The following is a 19,055-nucleotide window of genomic DNA, read 5'->3' on the forward strand; positions in this document are numbered from 1 at the left end:
CGGCCCGGCAAGGCAGGGGTTGCACCTCTCCAAGCCGCCGGAACAACGGTGTTTCCCGTCAAACGTCATGACGGCTTTCTGGCTTTCGGCCGCCAAAAAGCCAATCCTCGCCGCCCCCCCTTTTCACCATTCTCCAAGTGGGGGCCTCAGGCCCCCAGCCGCCGGAGGCATCCCCCATCTTCTCTCGCCTTATTCCCCCTTACGCCCGCAGCCGCGTGCGCCAGGTGTCGACGATCTCTTTTTCGCGGCGGGCCGGTTCGCTGTCCGGGTTCAGGTCGCAGGCCTTGGCCGCCGCTTCGGCGGCCTGCTGCATCCAGCCGCCTTCGCGCAGGCTGCGCGAGGCCATGACGTACATGGATTCCGGCGCGGCCCCGTAGATGCCGCGCAACAGCTCCCGGTAGCCCTGGCCGAAGACCTCGCGCACGAGTTCGTTGCGCTTGAACAAAAACCGGGCCAGCCAATGGTTGTCGGCCTGGTCGGACAGATACATGGGAAACAGCTTGCGGCATTCGCCAAATAAAAACCGGATGCGCCTTATCTCGCGCTGCATGCTCTCGGCGGTCTGCATGAGCAGCTGAAACAGCTCCCGGCTGATGATGAGGTCCTGCTCGGGCAATTCGCGCTCCTGCATGGAGCGAAACCACGGGGCGTAGTTTTGCTGCTGGTAGGCGTCTTCCTTGAGCTTCATGGACTCGTGGAAGATGTAGCCGATGCACCAGTCGAGAAACTGCCCCACCGGGCTGGTGGTCCCGCCTTCGCGGAACAGATGGTGGGCCGTGTCCTTTAAGCGCCACAGCAGGCCCTTGTTCATCTCTTCGCCGAGCAGGTCGCGCAATTCCTCGAACACCACCTTGCCCGAGCGGTCGAAGTCCTGAAACAGCCGCTCCAGGGTCTCCACGGACAGGCAATAGTCCCGCAGCAGATCGCGGCAGAATTCGTCGCGCTTTTCCTCGAACCAGGTGTGCGACATGGCGTTATCCCCGTCCGCAGCCCTGCCAGCCGCCCTGGGGGGCAAGCTGGGCCAGCCGGGCCAGACGCGCATCGACCCGGGCGTAGAGGCTGCCCTCGGGGAACGTCCCGTCCGGCCCGCGCCCGCCCGCCGGCAGGCCGGTCAGAATTTCCATGGCCTCCTCGACGGTGGCCACGGGATGGATGTGGAAACGGCCCTGGGCCACGGCGTCGATGACCTCGTCGTCGAGCATGAGGTTGACCACGTTGTCGGCCGGCAGGATCACGCCCTGGTCGCCGGACAGGCCCCGGCGGCGGCAGACCGCGAAAAAGCCGCGAATCTTCTCGTTGACCCCGCCCACAGCCATGATCTCGCCGGACTGGGACACCGCCCCGGTCATGGCGTAGCGCAGCCGGATGGGCGTCTCGGCCAAGGCCGAAAGCAGGGCCGCCAGCTCCGCGCCCGAGGCCGAATCGCCCTCGACGCCGGCGTAGTTCTGCTCGAAACACAGCGATCCGGTCATGACCAGCCCCTTGTCCTGGGCGAAGCGGCTGACCAGATAGCTTTTTAAGATCATCATGCCCTTGGTGTGGATGGGGCCGCCCAGCTCGGCTTCACGTTCGAGGTCCAGGATGCCGCCGTGGCCCACGCCCACGGTGCAGGAGATCTGATGGGGCAGGCCGAAGGCGTAGTCGCCGAACATGCGCACGGACAGCCCGTTGGCCTTGCCCACGGCCTCGCCGGAGGTGGCCACCTTGATCATCTCGCGGTCGTACTCTTCGAGGTATTCCTCCTCGTAGAGATTGACGCGAAATTCCCGGGCCTTGCGGGCCAGGGCCAGGTGGGCGGCGGTGACGGCCTCGGCCCCCTGGCGGCGGGCCAGGGCATCGGCCTCGATCATGAGTTCCCGGGCAAAGGGAATTTTCAGCGACAACCGGGTCTGGTCCTCGGCCAGCACCGAGGCGTAGTCCACAAGAGCAGCCAGGGCGGCCCGGTCAAAGGGCAGCAAATTCGCCTGACGGATGGCCTGGCCGGCCAGGGTCAGGTAGAGGCCGACGTTGTCCGGGTTGCGGGCCATGTTCTCCTGGAGATGGGCCTTGAGCTTGAACAGCTTGCCGAAACGCTCGTCGCTGTAGAGCAGGGCCTCGTAGGCCTCGTCCGGCCCGACCAGCACGATCTTGAGGTCCAGCGGAATGGGTTCGGGCTCGATGGTGCGGGTGCGCACATGCTCGCCGCCCTCGGCCGGATCCTCCACCCGGGCCTGGCCCGAGCGCAAGGCGCGAAGCAAGCTCTCCCAGGCCCCGGGATTGGCGGCCAGATCGTCCACCCGGATGATGAGGAAACCGCCGTTGGCCCGGTGCAGGGAGCCGGACTTGATGAGCGTAAAATCGGTGTAGAGCGCGCCCATCTCGGATTCGCGCTCAATGCAGCCCATGAGGTTGAAATAGGTCGGATGGTCCTCGGCCACCACCGGCGCGCCCGAGAGCTGGCCGTTATCCACGAAGAGGTTGGCCTCGTAGCGGTAGAAGATGTCCTCGGGGAGATTCAGGTCGCCGTGGGGCGAGGGCGGAGCCGGCTGGACCTGGGGCATGAAGGCGTCGATGTTGTCCAGGATGTCGGCCCGCATGGCCGTGAGGAACTGGTCGATGGCCGGGGAGGCGGCCCGCAGATCGGCAAAGGGAGCCAGGGCGGCGTCGCAGACCTCGCCGGCGGCATCGCGCTCCAGGTCCTTTTCGCGGTCGCGGTAGCCGCGCTCTTCCTTGGAGAGCTTGCGAAGCGCCGAGCTCATTTCCTCCAGGAGCAGGTCGCCCTTGGCCTTGAGGGATTTCTTGAGCTCCGGCTCCAGGCGCTCGAACTCCTCGTCGCTGACCACCTTGCCTTCGAGCAGCGGATAGAGGGTAAAGGCCCCCTGGTCATCGACCAGGAGGTTGTAGCCCTCGGTCTTGGCCCGCTCCTCCATCTCGTCGAGCATGGTCTCGCGGTCGGCGTTGTAGCCGCGCATGAGGGTCTGCTTCTGGGCCAGATAGGCCTCGCGCTCGAACCGGGCCGGAATCTCCTCGCGCATGTCGGTGACGGCCTTGGCCAGGGCGGTCTTGAAGCCGCGCCCCTGGCCGGCCGGCAGCGACACGACCCTGGGCCGGTCCGGGTCGTCGAAATTGTGGACATAGAGCCAGTCCGGCGGCGTGGCCCCGGCCTTGGCGGCCGGATCGAGGAAGGCCCGGGCGAAATGGGTGCGCCCCATGGCCGGCTCGCCGGCAAGATAGACGTTATATTCCCGGCCGCCGATGGCCAAAGCCAGGTCCAGGGCGGCCATGGCCCGGGGCTGGGTGCGGGCCAGGGCTCCGGGATCGTCGGGAATGTCCCGGCTGTCGGCAAAGGGCAGTGAAGCGGGATCGCAGCAGGCGCGAAGGTCCGTGGGCGTCAGATTTCTGGTCATGGAATCCGTCTGGGAAGGGCGTTAGGGGATAGGGCCGGCGCGCGCCGGCCATCTGGAGAGATACGGCCTTCCGAGCCGTTTGTCATCCTTGGCGCGGCGACGCGCCCTTTTCCGGCCGGCCCGGCCATGGTAATGGCTGCCGCCATGGCGAACACCGGACAACGACCGCCCTTTCTCCCGGGCCTTGGCGGACTGCGCGGGCTGGCCGCCCTGGCCGTGCTTCTCGGCCACGGCCTGGCCTGGCTTACGCCGCTGCCGCAGACTCCGGACCTCTACGAGCCCTTCGCCCGGCTCACCCGGTGCGGGCTGTCGGCCTTTTTCGTGCTGTCGGGATTTGTGCTGGCCTACAACCACGGCGCGGCCATGGCCGCCGGGGAGCTGCCCTTTGGGCGCTTCGCCCTGGCCCGGCTGGCCCGGCTCTATCCGGTCTATCTGCTGACCCTGGGGCTGGCGGCCGGGCTGGCCCTGCTCAAACACGGCCCAGGCTCCTTTGGCGGTCCGGGCCATCTGCTGGCCTTCGCCAGCCTCACCCAGACCTGGTTTCTCGTGCCGGGCTGGCCGCAAATCTTTCCCCTGGCCTGGGCCGTGAGCGTGGAGGTCTTTTTCTATCTTGCCTTTCCGGCCACGGCCTGGCTGCTGGCCCGGGCGCGCACGCCCCGGGCGGCCCTTTGGCTCATCCTGGCCCCCCTGGCCCTGGCCCTGGCCCTGGACGGGCTCGGCGCGCGCCTGTGGCCCCGGCTCTTCACGGCCTACGCCGCCCGCCACCCCGAATGGGCCGGCACGTCCGGCGAACTGGCCGCCCTGCTCTTCCAGTGGCTCTTCTATTCAAGCCCCTACCTGCGGATTTTCGAGTGGCTCATGGGCGCGGCGGCGGCCCGTTTGTTTGTCCTCAAGCCCCGGATGCCCCACAACCTTGACATCGTCGCCGCCCTTGGGCTGGCCGGCCTGCTGGTCGCCCCCCTGCCCAAGGACAACTTCTATCTCCAGGTGATTGCCCAAAACGTGCTCTACGCCCCGCTGCTGACCGCCCTGCTCCTGGCCTTCGCCGCCCGGCCCCGGGCCTTTCTCTCCGCCCGCCGCCTGGGCGCGATAAGCGCCGCGAGCCTGTCGGTCTATCTCGTCCAGACTTGGACGCTGGGCGTCTTCACCGGCCCGCCGGAAACCGGCTGGCCTGAAGCCCTGCTCCGCCTGGCCGCCGGCCTCGCCGCCACCCTATGCGTCGGCCTGGCCGTCGCGCGCTGTATCGAACATCCCGCCGCGCGTTGGGTAATGGCGAAGCGGCCGCAGCGTCCGGGGGCCTAAGGCCCCCCGGACGTCCGCATGGCATTGTGCTTGGCAGGGAGTGGCGCGCTGTCGGCCGGACGGCCAAAGCGGGCGTGGAGGGGACGGGCCGGCTTCGCGTCCTGGGCCTGAGGCTCCCGGACGCCTCACCTGGGCCGGCCCCGTAGCGTGAGGCCTGGGCCTACTGCCGGGCCTTCTTGCCGGCCGACGGCGTCGGCGCGTCGGCCTGGGTGGCGAAAAAGCCGCTGCTGTAGGCCATGGCCTCGCTGGCGCAGACCTTGACCGCGTCGAGTTCCAGCCCAAGTTGCCGGGTCATGTCGGCCAAGCGCGGCCAGTCCGCGTCCTCGATGCATTCGGCCAGATCGAGCAGGGGCTGGTATTCGTTCTGGGCGTCGTGGCGCAGGGCCGATTTGAGCTTTTCATCCAGCGGCAGATGCTCGGCCACCTGGCGCATGGGCAGGCCCAGGATGGCGTCAAGCAGGGAAAAAAGCCCGAGCAGAAAGAGCGTTCCCGGGTTGAAGTCCCAGAAATCGTAGCGGGTGGTGACAAGCTCCAGGAGTCTGGCCCGCTGCAAGGACAGCTCGGCCAGCTCGCGCGGCATGTCGCCGCCCTGGGCCATGTCGGCCAGAAGCACCGCCCGCAGCCAGTTGCGGATTTTGATGCTGCCCAGGATCATGATGGCTTGCTTGATGGACTGGATTTTTTGCGGCAGGCCGAAGGCGGCGCTGTTGAGGTAGGAAAGCAGCCGAAAGCTCACGGACACGTCGGCGGAAATGGCCTCGGCCAGGGCGTCCACGTCCGGGTCCTCGGATTCGATGAGTCGCAAAAGCTGGAAGCGGCTCATTTGGTGGGAGGTGAGCTTGCGCTCGGACACCAGCTCCGGTTCCTTGAAAAAACGGCCCTGGAACACGGCGAATCCGGCGGCCTTGAGTTTTTCAAAGGTATCGAGGCTGCCCACCCGGGAGGCCCATAGCAGGGCCTTGCCGCCCTTATTGCGGGCGGCGATGGGGGTCGGGTCGTCGGCACCGCCGGCATCGAAGCACCACACGTCGGCCAGGGCGGCCAGTTCGGCCAGCTCGGGCTGGCCGGCGCCCACGTCCACGGCCAGGCTGTAGCCGTCGGCTCGAAGCCGGGCGGCCAGCTCGACGACCTCCCTGGGCCGCGAGGCCTGGCCCACGAATTTCACCACGCCGTGGGCCGGCGGCAGGGCATAGGGGGCCTGGGCCAGGAAGCCGACCTCATCAAAGGGCACGGCCACTTTCTTGCCGCGCTCCACGGCGCTTTGCACGCCCATATAGGAGGTGGAGGCCAGGGAGCCGGCCAGATGCTCCTGGTCGGCGAAGCAGGCCAGGGCCGAGCAGGCGTCCGCGCCGCCCTGGATCTCGTAGCCCCACAGCTTGCGCTTGACGTCGAACAGCGCCTGTTTGGTGAAAAAAAACGGGCTTGCGCCGGACTGGCCGTTGTCGCTCATGATCGACCCCGTGACGATTAGTCGGTTGGAGGGCGGCAAGACATGGCGAGACTTCCGGCAAACATGCCCCAGGCGGCGTGGTTTGACAACGGCTTTCGCGTCGTTTGCCGGATTGGCCGGACCTGGCGTGGAGTCCCTTGAAAATACCCTGGTATTTTTAAGAAAAACCTCTTGCTTTACGACGTTGTCCACCAAATGCCCTATGCGCTTTTCGTGGACGCGACACGAGGGCGATTTGGCCGCCGGCTGGGCGCGACAGGGGCCTGGAACGAGCGCGAGGTCGCCGGGCGCGCCTTACGCGTCCATGACCAGGGGCAGGCGGAAGGCGAAGGCCGAGCCCCGTCCCGGCTCGCTTTTCACCTCGACGGCCACGCCATGGGCGAAAAGCACGGCCCGCACCAGGGACAACCCCAGGCCCAGGCCCCGTTCGGAGCGGCTGCGGTCGGCCCGGTAGAGGCGGTCGAAAATGCGGGGCTGGTCTTCGGCGGCGATGCCCTGGCCGGTGTCGGCCACCCGCACGGCCACGAAGCGGTCTTCCCGGGCGGCGGCCACCGTCACCCGTCCGCCGGGCGGGGTGTACTTGACGGCGTTGTCGATGAGGTTGGCCAGCACCTGGCGCAGACGGTTGGGGTCGGCCAGGACCGGCAGGGGGCCGACGGCGGCCACGGAAAGGGCCACGCCTTTTTCCTCGGCCACGTATTCGTAGAGTTCGGCCGCCTCGGCCGCCAGCCGGGCCATGTCGGCCACTTCCAGACGCAGGCGCATGGCTCCGGTCTCGGCCTCGGAGATGTCCATGAGCGCCCCGAGCATGGCGACCATGCGCCGGGTTTCCTCGGCGCAGTCGAGCAGAGCCTCGCGCAGCTCGGCCGGATCGTTTTTTGAGGCCACGGCCATTTCCACGGCGGCCAGGGTCCGCGTGGCCGGGGTGCGCAGATCGTGGGCCACGTTGTCCAGGGCCTCGCGCATGCCGGTGATGAGCGTGCGGATCTTGTCGAGCATGGCGTTAAAGAGCCTGGCCAGTTCGCTGAGTTCGTCGCCCGCGCCGACTTCCGGCACCCTGGCGTCCATGCGGCCGGTGTCGATGGCCCGCACCGTGTCGATGAGGTCTTTTAGGGGCGTGAGCACCCGCCGGGCCAGGACGAAGCCGGCGGCCAGGCCGAAAAGCGCCACCGGCAGCATGATGCCGGCAAAAATCACCCGAAACCGGGCCAGCAAGCCCTCGCGTTCGCTGGCGTCCTTGCCGATGGTCACCGAACCGCCGCCGGGAAGCGCCCGGCTGCCGATTTCCGTCAGTCCCCCTTCGGGATCGGAACCCGGCACGAAGGCCCACTGCACCGACGGTCCCGGGACCAGGGGCAGGGCCTCCGGCAGGGGCGCGGAGTCCTCGGGCGACTGGCTGAACAGGGTGGCCCCGTCCGGGCCGGTCACCCGCAGCAGATACTCTTCGACATCAATGTTTTCCCGCTCCAGGCGCAGGAAATCGAGCAGCCCGGCCAGGCCTTTTTTCTGGCTCACGGACACGTATTCCCGCAGTTTCTGGGCCATGGCCACCCGGTCGCCCTCGCGCACGGCTCCCGAGAGCAGGGAGTAGGCCAGGACGAACAGTGTCAGGGCGCTGCAGATGAAGATGCAGGAGTACAGCGCCGTCAGGCGCAGGGTGGTGGAGCGCAACAGCGGCCGGCTATTCCTTGAGAACATAGCCGACCCCGCGCAGGGTATGGAGCATCTTCCGGTCGTAGTCCCGGTCGATCTTGTTGCGCAGTCGGCAGACGAGGACGTCCACGAGGTTGGTCTGGGGATCGAAGTGGTAGTCCCAGACGTGCTCCATGATCATGGTCTTGGACAGCACCTTGCCGGGATTGCGCATGAAGTATTCCAGCAGGGCGAACTCCCTGGGCTGGAGCTGCACGGCCGTCTCGCCCCGGGACACCTCCCGGGTGAGCAGGTTCATGGACAGCTGGCCCACGGTCAGGCGGGTGGGCTCCGAAGCGCTGGTGGAACGGCGGATGAGCGCCTGGACCCGGGCCAGGAGTTCGGCAAAGGAAAAGGGCTTGGACAGATAGTCGTCGCCGCCGGTTTCAAGCCCCCGCACCCGGTCCTCCACCGACCGCTTGGCCGAGAGGATGATGATGGGGGTCATGATCTTGCGGCGGCGCAGTTCCTCAATGACCTGCAATCCGTCCAGGCCGGGCAGCATGACGTCGATGATGGCCACGCAGTAGGGTTCGGTGGCGGCCAGATGCAGACCGTCGGGACCGTTTGCCGCATGGTCCACGGCAAACCCGCTCTGGCGCAGGCCGCCAAGGATAAACGAGGCGATTTTCTCGTCGTCCTCGACGAGGAGGATGCGCATGACAGGAACGTCCTTTGCGGTGTTGGCGGCCTGGGCGAGGCTGCCCGGCCGCCGCTCTGGATGCATCGGGGTATACATAGAACTCCCCATAATGACCAGCGTCCGGCCGGGCTACGGTTTTCCAGCTTTTTTCAGATCTGTAATCGCCCAGTAAGGATCATGTAACATACTGAAATCGTACTTAAAATTTCACTCCTGTAATGAACGGGTAAGCACCGGGAAAGGAAGACGGGCCTAGACCGTTGCCATCGACACGGCGGCTGCGGCCCCGGTCGATACGGGAGGGCCCGCGCCGAGGGAATCGTCCCGGTCGGTTGGGGGATGCCAGAAACCGCTTACCCTTTTTACAAGGAGTCCATACCATGAAAAAGATCGTCATCTTCACCGTCGTGTCCTGCCTGCTCGCCACCTCCATGGCTTTCGCCGGCACCAAGAAAAAGACCAAGAAGGCCACCAAGGACGGCAGCTATTCCGTGGTCGAGATCATGAAGGACAAGAAGAAGGCCAAAAAGACCGCCACCCCCGCCAACTAGTTTCGGCGGACCGCAAGGAGCGACAACGCCCTGCTTCGGCGAAAGATTTGTCGATCCACCGCACCCCCCTGCGGCAATGCCGCGGGGGGTGTTGCCTTGCGCACCGCCGATTGCGGTTGCCGCCGCCCGCACCGGCAGGCTTGGACCCCGAAAACGGCCGTGTCGCCGGCCCTGTCGTCGAGGCCCCCTACCAGGGCGCCAGCGGCAACCGCTCGCCAAGCGCCACGCCGGCGGCGCTGACGGCGGCGCGGTAGGGCAGGACGAGGACGCCGGCAGCGGCGGCGGTGGTCAGCAGATCGGCGTATTCGGGATCAATGACGGCGGCCGGGGCGAAACAGTGGCCGTCCGGGCGCTGGACGCAGTAGAAGATGGCGGCCTTGTCCACGCCTTCCCGGGCCAGCCGGGTGAGTTCAATGAGGTGTTTGCGGCCGCGTTCGGTGGCGGCGTCCGGGAACATGGCCGCGTCGTCCTCGACCATCGTCACGTTTTTGCATTCCACGAAGCAGCGTCCGGCCGGGCCGGTGAGCAGGAAATCGAGCCGGCCCTCGGCAAAGGGCGGTTCGGGGCGGGCCGCGTCGTAGCCGGCCAGTTCCGGGATGGCTCGGGCGGCCACGGCCCGGCGCAGCAGCCGGTTTGGGGTCAGCGTATTGACCCCGACCCAGAAATCGCCTGCGAAATCCGGCACTTTCGTCATTTCCAGGGTATAGGGCAGCCGCCGTTTGGGATTGTCGGACGTGGACAGGCCGATGGTCGCGCCCGGGCGCAGCAGGCCCAGCATGGAGCCGGTGTTGTTGGCGTGGGCGGTGACGGGGCCGTCCGGGCCTTCGGCATCCACGAGGAACCGCTTGTAGCGCCGCACGAATCGGGCTTCGAGGATGGGGCCGGGGTGGGACAAAACGACTCGGCTCGGTTCTCGCTCCATGATTTACCTTCCAGGCATTATGCTTTAGAGTTCCAACCCGGCCGCGTCCGACGCGGTCCCCGCCATCAACCCCCAAGCCAAGGATTTCGGGCCATGCGCACCGCGCTCCGTATGCGTCTCGTCGCCCCGTCCGCCACCCTCGGCATGGCCGCCAAGGCCGCCGATCTGCGCCGTCAGGGCAAGGCCATCCTCGACCTCTCGGCTGGCGAACCCGACTTCAACACGCCCCAGCACATCAAGGACGCCGCCAAAAAGGCCATTGACGACAATTTCACCCGCTACACGCCGGTGCCGGGCATCCCCACCCTACGCGAGGCGGTCACCGGCTATTACAAGAAAATCTACGGCGTGCCCGTGCCCAAGGAGGCGGTCATCGCCACCAACGGCGGCAAGCAGGCCCTGTATAATCTCTTCCTGGCCGTGCTCAACCCCGGCGACGAAGTGCTGGTGCCGGCCCCCTACTGGGTCAGCTACCCGGACATGATCCGTCTGGCCGGCGGCGAACCCGTGGCCGTGCCGAGCAGCCCGGAAAACGGCTTCCTCGTCACCGTGGAAGACCTTGACCGGGCGGCCACCCCGGCCACCAGGGCCATGGTCCTCAACTCGCCCTCCAATCCCACCGGGGCCCATTACACCGCCGAACAGCTCGACGCCATCATGGCGTGGGCCGTTTCCCGAGGCATCTACATCGTCTCCGACGAGATCTACGACCGCCTTGTCTACGAGCCGGCCAAGCCCGCCTCCATGGCCGGCTGCTTCGCCATGTACCCGGACAACGTGGCCGTGGTTGGCGGCCTGGCCAAGAGCTTCGCCATGACCGGCTGGCGCATGGGCTACTGCATTGCCCATCCCGACGTCATCCGGGCCATGTCCACCCTGCAAAGCCAGTCCACCTCCAACATCTGCTCCATCGTGCAAAAAGCGGCCATCGCGGCCCTGACCGGCCCCCTGGACTGCGTGGAAGAAATGCGCCAGGCCTTTGCCCGCCGCCGCGACCTGTGCCTGGCCATCATCAAGACCTGGGACAAGGCCTTTTGCCCCGTTCCGGCCGGCGCGTTCTACCTGTTCCCGAGCCTTTCGGCCTACTACAACGAGGCCGTGCCCAATTCCACGGCCCTGTCCGAAGCGCTTTTGACCGAAGCCGGCATCGCCACCGTCCCGGGTGTGGCCTTTGGCGAGGACCGCTGCGTGCGCCTGTCCTACGCCACCAGCGACGAAACCCTGGAAAAAGCCCTGACCCAGATGGGCGATTTCCTCAAAAAACTCGGTTAGCCGGGCCCCAAGCCCGAAACCCCGACGGCGGCCGGTCCCGCGACCGGCCGCCGCGAGCAAGGCGTGACCACAAAGCTGCGAAAAGACGATGATCAATCCCTGGGGTTCGTCAAGTTCCTGTCCTGGAGCTCCCTGGCGCTGATCCTGCTCGTCAATTTGTTCCTGTCCATCTTTCTTTCCAACTACGCCCGCCAGGACGTGCTGGCCAAGCAGAAGGAATTCGCCCTGCTTCTGGCCGAAAACCTCAACCACCAGATCTATCAGCGCTTCACCCTGCCCACGGTCATCGGCTTTGGCCGGGTGGAACTGTCCCAGCCGGCCCAGTACGACCGCCTGGACAAGACGGTGCTGTCCACCATCCACAGCTTCCACGTCAGCGAAGTGCGCATCTACGACCACGACAAACGCGTGTCGTATTCCACCGACAAGGAGCTGGTCGGCCAATCCGGCTTTGCCGGCGCGGCCATCATCGAGGCCCTGGAACAGGGCACGTCGAGCTTCCAGGTGGTGACCCGGGCCGGCATGTTCGGCGGCATCTTCGATTTTTCGCCCAAGCCCGACACGGTGACGCTCAAAACCATCTATCCCCTGCGCACCGAACGGTCGCTGGTGCCCGGCAATCCCCAGGGATTCATCATGGGCGTGCTGGAATTCACCCAGGACATCACCGACGACTACCAAAAAGTCGTCGATTTCCAGCGCATCATCATCGCCACCTCGCTTATGTCCTCGTTGCTGCTCTTCGTCATGCTGCGCATCATCATCAGCCGGGCCGGGCGCATCAACGCCCAGCGCATCGCCGACCGCGAACGCCTGGAACGCGAACTCCAGCAGCAGGAAAAGCTCGCCGGCATGGGCCGCATGGTGGCCGGCATCGCCCACGAGATCCGCAATCCCCTGGGCATCATCCGCTCCACGGCCGAACTGCTCCTCAAACGGGCCAAGGACGCCGACCCGGCCAACGCCAGGCTGCTCTCAGCCATCTTCGACGAATCCAAGCGCCTGTCCAAGACCGTGGGCGACTTCCTGGACTATGCCCGGCCCAGAAACCCCCGCCAGGACGAGGTCGATCTGGCCCTTACCTGCGACCAGGCCCTGACCTTCCTCGAAGCCAAATGCGAGGAGCTCGGCATCGCCGTCAGCCGCGACTACGCCCCGGGGCTCACCGTGCGCGGCGACAAGGATCTCCTCTACCGGGCCGTCTACAACGTGCTCTCCAACGCCCTGGACGCCATGGCCGAGGACAAGGAAAAGCTCCGCGAACCGGCCCTGGCCGTGGCCGCGACCCGCGACGGCGACGAGCTGACGCTGACCATCGCCGACACCGGCCCCGGCTTTTGCCCGGACAACAAGGACCGCGTGCTGGACCCGTTTTTCACCACCAAGGACGCCGGCACAGGCCTGGGACTGGCCATCGTGCGCACCATCGTGGAAAGCCACAATGCCGCCCTGGCCCTGGACAATGCCCCCGAAGGCGGCGCCCGGGTGACGATGACGTTTACGGCGGCTTAGGTTTTGAAGAGAAGATGCCTCCGGCGGCTGGGGGCCTGAGGCCCCCAGACCCCCCATCCAACGAGAAGAGCCACCATGCCCAGCCAGATTTTGATTTTAGACGACGAGAAGAACTATCTCCTCATCCTGGAGACCATGCTCGGCGACGCCGGCTATGCCGTCACCGCCCTGGACGACCCGGAGACCGGCCTGGCCTTCCTGGACGAATCCGAAGTGGACGTGGTCATCACGGACATGAAGATGCCCAAGGTCACGGGGCAGCAGGTGCTGGAGCACGTCAAGCGCAACTACCCCTACATCCCGGTCATCATCATGACCGCCTTCGGCAGCATCGAAGGCGCGGTGGAGGCCATGCGCATCGGAGCCTTTGACTACATCGCCAAGCCCTTCGCCAACGACGAGCTGCTGCTGACCGTGGAAAAGGCCAGCCGTTTCGCCGCCGCCCAGCGCGAAAACATGCTGCTGCGCCAGTCCCTGGAAGACAAGTTCTCCTCGGAGAACATCATCGGCCGGGGCAAGGCCATGCAGCGGGTGCTGGAAATGATCGCCAAGGCCGCGCCCACCAAATCCACCGTGCTCATCACCGGCGAATCCGGCACCGGCAAGGAGCTTTTCGCCAAGGCCATCCACTACGCCTCGCCCCGCAAGGACGCGGCCTTTATCTCGGTCAACTGCATGGCCCTGGCCTCGGGAGTGCTGGAGTCGGAGCTGTTTGGCCACGAGAAGGGGTCGTTCACCGGCGCGGTGGCCCGCAAGCGCGGCCGTTTTGAAATGGCCCATCAGGGCACCATTTTTCTCGACGAGATCGGCGAACTCTCGCCCGAACTCCAGGTCAAGCTCCTGCGCGTGCTCCAGGAGCGCAAGTTCGAGCGGGTAGGCGGCTCGGACCCCATCGAGGTGGACATCCGCATCCTGGCCGCCACCAACCGCAACCTGGCCGAGGCCGTGGCCGCCGGAACCTTCCGCGAGGACCTGTATTACCGCCTCAACGTCGTCCACATCGAAACGCCGCCCTTGCGCGAACGCCGCGAGGACATCCCCATCCTGGCCGCCCATTTCCTCACCCGCTACTCCGGGGAAAACAACAAGGTCTTCAAGGGTTTTTCCCCCGAAGCCATGGAGTACCTGACGGCCTATGAATGGCCGGGCAACGTGCGGCAATTGCAGAATGTCGTGGAGCGCTGCGTGGTGCTGGCCGCCTCGGACGTGGTGCAGGTGGAGGATTTGCCCACGGAAATCCGCGACGAGGAGAGCCAGTACAAATCCGCCGTTGATCTGCTGCCGGTGACCATCAATTTAAACGACACGCTGGAAAAAATCGAAGTGGCGCTCATTCGCCGGGCCTTGGCCCGCTCCAACTTCGTCCAGGTCAAGGCGGCGGAGATGCTGGAAATTTCCAAGAGCCTGCTGCAATACAAGCTCAAGAAGTACAAACTCACCGGCCACTAGCCCCACACCCCATTGGGGGGTCCGGGGGCCTCAGGCCCCCGGCCGCCGGCATCTTTTCTTTTTATCCCGTCACTCCGCCATCACTCGGTTGCGGCCGGCCGCCTTGGCCGCATACAGCGCGGCGTCGGCCCGGGCCAGCAGGTCGTCGAAGGCGGCTTCGCCGAATTCCTGGCTATCGGGCACGGCCGCCACGCCCACGCTTACCGTCACCGACAGGCTGCGGCCGGCCGCTTCACACGGTTTTTCGGCCATGGCCCGGCGGATGCGCTCGGCCTGTTCCAGGCCCTGGGCTAGGTCAGCGCCCACGAGCAGCACGGCGAATTCCTCGCCGCCGTAGCGGGCCGCCAGATCGGAACGCCGTACGGCCCCGGTCAGCAAAGTCCCAATGTGGGCCAGCACGTGGTCCCCGGCCTGATGGCCGAAGGTGTCGTTGACCCGCTTGAAATGGTCCACGTCGAACATGAGGCAGCAGCAGGGCTGGCCGGCCCGCAGGGCGGCGGCCACGAGCTTGAGGCCGCTGGAGAACAAGAATCGTCGGTTGTACAGGCCGGTCAGCTCGTCCTGGACGCTTAACTGTTCGATGGCGTCGATGTGGCCGCGCACGTCGCAGGCCATTGCCGAAAAGGCGACGAACAGTTCCTCCACCTCCCGGGGCAGATCCGGCGGCGCGGCCAGAGGGCATGTCTCGTCGTACTCCTTGGAACGCAGCTCCCGGGCATGGCGCGACAGGGCTTCCAGGGGCTGTTCCAGCTTACGGCAAAACCGCAGCACCAGCGGGGAAATGAGGATGATGGCGGCCAGGGCGCCGGCCGCGACCCATAAGGCCTGGCTGCGGTAGCCGACCAGGGCGACGGCGGCCGGTTCCTGGCGCACAAGCTTGAGGCCCCCACGGTCCACGGCCACCGACACGGCCAGCATTTCCCGGCCGTCCGCATCGCGGTAGACCGCCCCCCGCTCCCCGGCCCCCAGGGCCTGGGGCGCGATCCGGCCGGTCAACTGGCCGCTGGCGACGCGCACCGCCGCGCTGGGGGCCAGGATGCGCCCCTCGGCGTCGCACAGCACGGCCTTGCCCTGGCCCAGGATCGTGGTTTGCCGCAGCCAGACGTCCAAGGCGTCGAGCTGCACCGAAGCAAAGACAAGACCGCCGAACGTGCCGTCCAGGCGCGCCACAGGCGTGGCGAACAGGCAGATCGGCTTGCCCGAAGCGCGGCCGATGATGCCGGCCACCAAGGAGTCGCGACCTTGACGCGCTTCCAGAAAATAGGATCGGTCGCCGACATAGACGCTGGGCGATCCAGACGAATCGACCTGGGTGTGCCCGTCCTGGTTCACGGCAACCACGGCCGAAACCGAGGGATGGGTCCGCACGTACTTGGCGAAAGCCTGGCGCATCAGGTCCGTGTTGCCCGTGCGCGTCCCGTCGAGCAGGGCCAGAAACCGCGCATCGTCGAACCGCTCGTCGATCCAGGAGCGCAAGACGCTGCGCTCCGTGGCCAACGTCTCGGCCATGCCGGACAGCGTATCGTCAATGATTTGACCGCGCTGAAAGAAATAAAAGAAACCGGCCGCCAAAAGCAGCGGCAACGAAACGCACAGCAGCGTATAAAAACGCAGCAGTCCGCGAAGGGTGTCGAGACCAAGCCAACGTTTCAGTCGCATGACTCCTGCCGGACGACGCTGTATCCCACAAGGAGCGTCGTGGCCCAATGAAGTGAATCAATCCGGCTAGTCTAGCCCAAACCGGCCGGTCCGGCAATGCGCCCGCCTTGCGCAAACCCGGATTTTCGACCATGACCGTTGCAGGCAAGGCCATGCAGTCCGAGACCCCTCCCCCCCCGATACCCGACGACGACCAAGACGGCCGCGACGTGGCCGCCTACGTGGCCGCGCTTATCGCTTCCGAGCGTCTGGGGCATCTGGTCGTCCACCACCGCGTGCTGCCGGCCACACCGGCCGTTTTCGCCGAACCGGCCCGGCCCTTTTCCCGGGCCGTCGCCGGCCTTCTGGCCGCCAAGGCCATCCCCGCCCTCTACAGCCACCAGGCCAAGGCCACCGATCTGGCCCGGGCCGGCCGCCACGTGGCCGTGGCCACCCCCACGGCCAGCGGCAAGACCATGACCTACCTGCTGCCCGTGCTGGAGGAAGTCATCCGCAACCCCGATTCCCGGGCCATTTTCCTCTATCCCTTAAAAGCCCTGGCCCAGGACCAGCAAAAGGCCATCCGCGAACTGGCCGCCAGCCTGCCCGACTCGGCCCGGCCGACCACGGCCATCTACGATGGCGACACCAGCCCGCATTTCCGCCGCAAGATCCGCGACAATCCGCCGCACATCCTCATCACCAACCCGGAAATGCTCCACCTGTCGCTTCTGCCCAACCACGAGAACTGGGGCGCCCTTTTCGCCGGCCTGTCCCATGTCGTGGTGGACGAAATGCACACCTACCGGGGCGTGATGGGGTCGCACATGGCCCACGTGTTCCGCCGGCTGACCCGCGTGTGCCGCCGCTTCGGGACCGACCCGGCCTACGTCTTCTCCTCGGCCACCATCGGCAATCCCGGGCAGCTGGCCGAGGACCTGACGGGCCTGCCCGTGACCACGGTCACCGAATCCGGCGCGCCCACCGCCGCCCGCCATTTCCTGTTTCTCAATCCCGAACAGTCCGCCGCCACCACCGCCGTCATGCTCCTGGCCGCCGCCCTCAAACGCGGCCTGCGCACCATCGTCTACACCCAGTCGCGCAAGATGACGGAACTGATCAGCTTATGGATCAAGGAGAAAGCCGGCCCCTACGCCTCCCGGGTGTCGGCCTACCGCTCGGGATTTCTGCCCGAGGAGCGCCGCGACATCGAGGCGGCCATGGCCTCGGGCCGGCTCCTTGGCGTGGTCTCCACCTCGGCCCTGGAACTGGGCATCGACATTGGCGGCCTGGACCTGTGCATCCTGTGCGGCTACCCGGGCTCGGTCATGTCGGCCTGGCAGCGCGGCGGCCGGGTGGGCCGGGCCGGGCGCGAATCCGCCGTGGTGCTCATCGCCGGCGAGGACGCCCTGGACCAGTATTTCATGCGCCATCCGGCCGAATTCTTCGACCGCCCGCCGGAATCGGCCGTCATCAATCCGGCCAATCCGGCCATCGCCGCCAAACACCTGGAATGCGCCGCCGCCGAGCTGCCCATCGAACTGACCGATCCGCTGCTGGCCGACCCCGCCGTCCGGGCCGAGGCCGAACGCCTGGAAGACAAGGGCCTGCTGCTGCGCGACCGCGAAGGCACGCGCTACTTCGCCGCCCGCAAACGCCCCCACCGCGACGTCAACCTGCGCGGCTCGGGCGGCCAGTTCACCATCGAGGCCGGCGGCGCGGTCATCGGCCAGATCGACGAGATGCGCGCCTACCGCGAAACCCATCCCGGCGCGGTCTACATCCACCGGGGCGTCTCCTATCTCGTGGAATCCCTGGACATCCCCGAACGCCGGGTGGTGGTTTCGCCCGGAACAGTGGACTACTACACCCGGGCGCGCGGCCAAAAGACCACCGAAATTCTCGACGTGCTGGGCGAAAAAACGGTCAACGGCGTGCCGGTCTTCCTCGGCCGGCTCAAGGTCACCGAGACCGTCACCGGCTACGAACGCCGCCGGGCCAGGGGCGGCCAGCTCCTGTCCATCGTGCCCCTGGACCTGCCGCCCATGGTCTTCGAGACCGAGGGCCTGTGGTGGGTCATCCCCCAGGACGTCCAGGCCGAACTCGACAAGCGGCTGTTCCACTTCATGGGGGCCATCCACGCCATGGAACACGCCATGATCGGCATCCTGCCGCTTCTGGTCCTCACCGACCGCAACGACCTCGGCGGCATCTCCACGCCCCTGCATCCCCAAGTCGGCCGGGCCTGCGTGTTTGTCTACGACGGCGCGCCCGGCGGCGTGGGGCTGACCCGCCTGGCCTTTGCCAAGGCCGATGAGGCCCTGTCCCGAACGCTGGCCGCCGTGGCCGGCTGTCCCTGCGAAACCGGCTGTCCGTCCTGCGTCCACTCCCCCAAATGCGGCTCCGGCAACCGTCCCATCGACAAGGTGGCCGCCCGCTATCTCCTGGAGCTGCTCATGTCCGGCAAACTCCCTGAAACCGATCCCTGCCGCCCCGAAGGCCTGATCTCCAACGAACCGCCGCAACCCGGCGAACTCCAGACCGCCGCCAATCCCAAGGCCGCCATGACGAAAAAATCCCCGGGCCGCTACGGCGTGCTGGACGTCGAAACCCGCCGGGCCGCCGCCGACGTCGGCGGCTGGGGCAACGCCCACAAGATGGGCGTGTCCGTGGCCGTGCTCTACGACTCGGGCCTGGACGACTGCATCACCTACGCCCAGGAGGAACTGCCGGCGCTCTACGAAGCCCTGGCCCGTCTCGACCTCGTCGTGGGCTTCAATATCCTGCGCTTCGACTACAAGGTGCTGGCCGGCGCGTCGCCCTTCGACCACCGCAAGCTGCCCACCCTGGACATCCTGGAGCGCGTCCACGCCCGACTGGGCTACCGCCTGTCCCTGGACGGCCTGGCCAAGGCGACGCTCGGCACGCAAAAATCGGCCAGCGGTCTGGAAGCCCTGGCCTGGTGGAAGGAAGGCCGCATCGACGAAATCGCCGCCTACTGCAAAAAGGACGTGCTCGTCACCCGCGACCTCTACACCTTCGGCCGCGACAACGGCTACTTGCTATTCAGCAATAAGGCGGGGAAGATCGTGAGATTGCCCGTAGAGTGGGCATAGAAGAAGAGAGGAGGAAGATGCCTCCGGCGGCCGGGGGCCTGAGGCCCCCGGACCCCCCGAATGAAGAAAAGGGGGCGGCTTCGCCGCATGGACGTGGCTTGCTTTCTCTTCGCGAAGCCTTC

General features: G+C 66.5%; 13 protein-coding genes. 6 read left to right on the top strand and 7 right to left on the bottom strand.

The genetic code is table 11. The annotated features are described in order from the left end of the window. Nucleotides 1-199: 199 nt before the first annotated feature. Nucleotides 200-970, bottom strand: coding sequence for a hypothetical protein (locus C3Y92_RS20035; protein WP_129355652.1), 771 nt, complete (start codon nt 968-970; stop codon nt 200-202). Between the two features lie 4 nt (nt 971-974). Next, nucleotides 975-3,386, bottom strand: coding sequence for a Lon protease family protein (locus tag C3Y92_RS20040; protein WP_129355654.1), 2,412 nt, complete (start codon nt 3,384-3,386; stop codon nt 975-977). A gap of 144 nt (nt 3,387-3,530) precedes the next feature. On the opposite strand from C3Y92_RS20040, the gene C3Y92_RS20045 reads away from it, so the two are divergent. After that, nucleotides 3,531-4,688: an acyltransferase family protein gene (locus C3Y92_RS20045; protein WP_235669556.1), complete on the top strand. Its 1,158-nt coding sequence runs from the start codon at nt 3,531-3,533 to the stop codon at nt 4,686-4,688. A 160-nt stretch (nt 4,689-4,848) separates the two neighbouring features. Here the strand turns inward: C3Y92_RS20045 and C3Y92_RS20050 are convergent, their stop codons facing one another. The 3 genes from C3Y92_RS20050 to C3Y92_RS20060 form a co-directional block, all read right to left on the bottom strand. Then, on the bottom strand, nt 4,849-6,138 hold the full coding sequence (locus C3Y92_RS20050) for an EAL and HDOD domain-containing protein (protein WP_129355658.1): 1,290 nt from the start codon (nt 6,136-6,138) through the stop codon (nt 4,849-4,851). A gap of 294 nt (nt 6,139-6,432) precedes the next feature. Beyond that, a complete protein-coding gene (locus tag C3Y92_RS20055; RefSeq protein ID WP_129355660.1) occupies nt 6,433-7,836 on the bottom strand; it encodes a sensor histidine kinase in 1,404 nt (467 codons plus the stop codon). Next, nucleotides 7,820-8,491: a winged helix-turn-helix domain-containing protein gene (locus tag C3Y92_RS20060; RefSeq protein ID WP_129355662.1), complete on the bottom strand. Its 672-nt coding sequence runs from the start codon at nt 8,489-8,491 to the stop codon at nt 7,820-7,822. The genes C3Y92_RS20055 and C3Y92_RS20060 overlap by 17 nt, the downstream gene beginning before the upstream one ends. A 362-nt stretch (nt 8,492-8,853) precedes the next feature. On the opposite strand from C3Y92_RS20060, the gene C3Y92_RS21215 reads away from it, so the two are divergent. Continuing rightward, complete coding sequence (locus C3Y92_RS21215) at nt 8,854-9,024, top strand: hypothetical protein (protein ID WP_165352147.1); 171 nt, start codon at nt 8,854-8,856, stop codon at nt 9,022-9,024. A gap of 187 nt (nt 9,025-9,211) precedes the next feature. Here the strand turns inward: C3Y92_RS21215 and sfsA are convergent, their stop codons facing one another. Beyond that, on the bottom strand, nt 9,212-9,946 hold the full coding sequence (sfsA, locus tag C3Y92_RS20065) for a DNA/RNA nuclease SfsA (RefSeq protein ID WP_129355664.1): 735 nt from the start codon (nt 9,944-9,946) through the stop codon (nt 9,212-9,214). A 93-nt stretch (nt 9,947-10,039) separates the two neighbouring features. Here sfsA and C3Y92_RS20070 point away from each other — a divergent pair, with 93 nt between their 5' ends. The 3 genes from C3Y92_RS20070 (at nt 10,040) to C3Y92_RS20080 (ending at nt 14,179) form a co-directional block, all read left to right on the top strand. After that, nucleotides 10,040-11,218 carry a pyridoxal phosphate-dependent aminotransferase gene (locus C3Y92_RS20070; RefSeq protein WP_129355666.1) on the top strand — a complete coding sequence of 393 codons (1,179 nt, stop codon included), beginning with the start codon at nt 10,040-10,042 and terminating at the stop codon, nt 11,216-11,218. A 63-nt stretch (nt 11,219-11,281) separates the two neighbouring features. Then, the gene (locus C3Y92_RS20075; protein ID WP_129355668.1) at nt 11,282-12,730 is read left to right on the top strand and encodes an ATP-binding protein; all 1,449 of its coding nucleotides are present in this window, start codon (nt 11,282-11,284) and stop codon (nt 12,728-12,730) included. Nucleotides 12,731-12,805: 75 nt separating this feature from the next. After that, nucleotides 12,806-14,179, top strand: a complete 1,374-nt coding sequence (locus tag C3Y92_RS20080; RefSeq protein WP_015863200.1) for a sigma-54-dependent transcriptional regulator — start codon at nt 12,806-12,808, stop codon at nt 14,177-14,179. Between the two features lie 69 nt (nt 14,180-14,248). Here C3Y92_RS20080 and C3Y92_RS20085 read toward each other — a convergent pair whose 3' ends face one another. After that, entirely contained in the window at nt 14,249-15,838 is a 1,590-nt protein-coding gene (locus C3Y92_RS20085; protein WP_129355670.1) for a sensor domain-containing diguanylate cyclase, read from the bottom strand. Nucleotides 15,839-15,969: 131 nt separating this feature from the next. Here C3Y92_RS20085 and C3Y92_RS20090 point away from each other — a divergent pair, with 131 nt between their 5' ends. Then, complete coding sequence (locus C3Y92_RS20090) at nt 15,970-18,933, top strand: DEAD/DEAH box helicase (protein WP_129355672.1); 2,964 nt, start codon at nt 15,970-15,972, stop codon at nt 18,931-18,933. The last annotated feature ends 122 nt before the right edge of the window (nt 18,934-19,055 follow it).

The organism is Solidesulfovibrio carbinolicus (assembly GCF_004135975.1).
Lineage (GTDB): Bacteria > Desulfobacterota > Desulfovibrionia > Desulfovibrionales > Desulfovibrionaceae > Solidesulfovibrio > Solidesulfovibrio carbinolicus.